General features: G+C 53.5%; 3 protein-coding genes. 2 read left to right on the top strand and 1 reads right to left on the bottom strand.

The features are described 5' to 3' along the window. Together ACTHUM_RS12245 and ACTHUM_RS12240 are read left to right on the top strand one after the other, a co-directional pair. The coding region (locus tag ACTHUM_RS12245; protein WP_440402986.1) for a C40 family peptidase at window positions 1-470 on the top strand (470 nt) is incomplete at its 5' end. A gap of 8 nt (window positions 471-478) precedes the next feature. After that, complete coding sequence (locus tag ACTHUM_RS12240) at window positions 479-700, top strand: hypothetical protein (protein WP_070713582.1); 222 nt, start codon at window positions 479-481, stop codon at window positions 698-700. An 80-nt stretch (window positions 701-780) separates the two neighbouring features. On the opposite strand, the gene ACTHUM_RS12235 is transcribed toward ACTHUM_RS12240, so the two are convergent. After that, entirely contained in the window at window positions 781-2,049 is a 1,269-nt protein-coding gene (locus ACTHUM_RS12235; protein ID WP_440402985.1) for an L-serine ammonia-lyase, read from the bottom strand. Window position 2,050: the final 1 nt, after the last annotated feature.

Below are 2,050 nucleotides of genomic sequence, written 5' to 3'. Positions count from 1 at the left end.
AGGCAACCCCTGTCCACCCCGTCAATACACACTCCGCTCCAAGCAACAATACGCGCGCACCTTCAGGCAATGCAGACGAATTGATCGGCAGCGCCATGGGCTTGCTCGGCGTGGCCTACCGCTACGGCGGCACATCGGCTTCTACCGGCTTTGACTGCAGCGGCTTCATGCAACACATCTTTAAACGCGCCATGGGCGTGAACCTGCCGCGCACCTCTGCCGAACAGGCGCAAATGGGCGTTGCCGTGAGCCGTTCGGAATTGCAGCCGGGCGACATGGTCTTTTTCCGCACCATGGGCCACGGCCGTATTTCCCACGTCGGCCTTTACATCGGCAACAACAATTTCATTCACGCACCGAGAACGGGAAAACGTATCGAAATTACCAGCCTCGGCCACAAATATTGGAACGGAAAATACGCCTTTGCCCGTCGCGTGAAGAAAAACGACCCATCCCGTTTCTTGAATTGAGGTGTACGATGGCGATGCCGCAAATGCCCAAATGGTATGACGACGACGGTCAGATTGTTTCCTGCACCGAAAAGGTCAAAGTCATGACCGAAAACTTAAACGAACTGTACCAAATAGCGCAGGACGCATTTGAAGACGCGCTGCTGATGGGTTGTTCCGAAAAACAGTTGCGCGAATACTTCCACGACTTAATAGCCGGACTGGAAAACCCTTATCAAAAAAACGGTTAGTTATTCGATCCATACAAAAAAGGCCGTCTGAAAGTTTTTCAGACGGCCTTTTCTTATTGGGCAGATCCTCTGCCCAATTGCTAACATTCCACCACGCGCACAGATACCGGTATGGCTTTTTTCTGCAAGGTAACGGCCAGGCCGGCGAGTGAGGTTTCTTTGTAGGTTGCCTTCATATCGCGGCCGGTTTGCAGCATGGTTTGAATCACTTCATCAAGTGAGACTTTTTTATCTGTGCCGTCTTCCAAAAGCGCAAGGGTGGCGAGCTTGAGGGCTTTTTCGGCGGCGATGCCGTTGCGCTCGATACAGGGGATTTGCACCAAGCCGCCGACAGGATCACAGGTCAGACCCAAGTGGTGCTCCATTGCCATTTCGGCGGCGTTTTCCACTTGTTTCGGTGTACCGCCGATGACTTCGGCGTATGCGCCCGCCGCCATGGAACATGCTACGCCAACTTCGCCTTGGCAGCCGACATCCGCGCCGGAAATTGACGCATTGGTTTTATACAAAATACCGATGGCACCGGCAGTCAGCAGGAAATCCTCAACACGAGATTGGTTAGCGTGCGGATTAAATTTGCGGAAATAGTGTAAGACGGCAGGAATAATGCCTGCTGCGCCGTTGGTCGGTGCGGTGACAACGCGGCCGCCGGCGGCATTTTCTTCATTGACCGCCATGGCGTACACCATCGGCCAAAGTTGGGTATTGACGATTTCGCTCTCGCGCAGGACTTTGAGTTTGGCCGCCAACTGCGGCGCGCGGCGGCGGACGTTCAAGCCGCCCGGCAATTGCCCTTCCGCACCCAAGCCGCGCTTGATGCAGTTTTCCATCACATCGGCCACAGCGGCCACACGACGGCGGACTTCCTCCTCATCGCAACCTGCCAACGCCGCTTCATTAGCCAACACGACTTCGGAAATATTCAACTGGTTCAGACGGCATTGTGCCAACAACTCGTCGCAGTTTTCGTAAGGGTATGGCACGTCTGAATTTTCCTGCGCTTCTTGTGCAAACCCTTCGTCTGTTACGATAAAACCGCCGCCAACCGAATAATAGATCTGTTCTTTCAGCTTCAGGCCGTCTGAATTATAGGCGATAAAGTTCAAACCGTTCGGATGTTTGGGCAACACTTTGTCGCCGCGGATATCCAAATCTTTTTCGGGATTGAAGGTCATTTCACGGCCGTTGAATTTTAAAACGTGCTGCGTGCGGATGCGTTCCAAGCGTTGGGGGATGTCTGCAAGCGGAATATCGTGCGGCAGGCTGCCTTCCAAACCAAGCAGTAATACATCGAATGTACCGTGTCCGATACCGGTCAAAGCAAGCGAGCCGTACACTTCACTGACAATA

Source organism: Neisseria sp. P0021.S006 (genome assembly GCF_051956895.1).
Note: the sequence above shows the minus strand (reverse complement) of the source record. Positions and strands in the feature narration are given on the sequence as shown.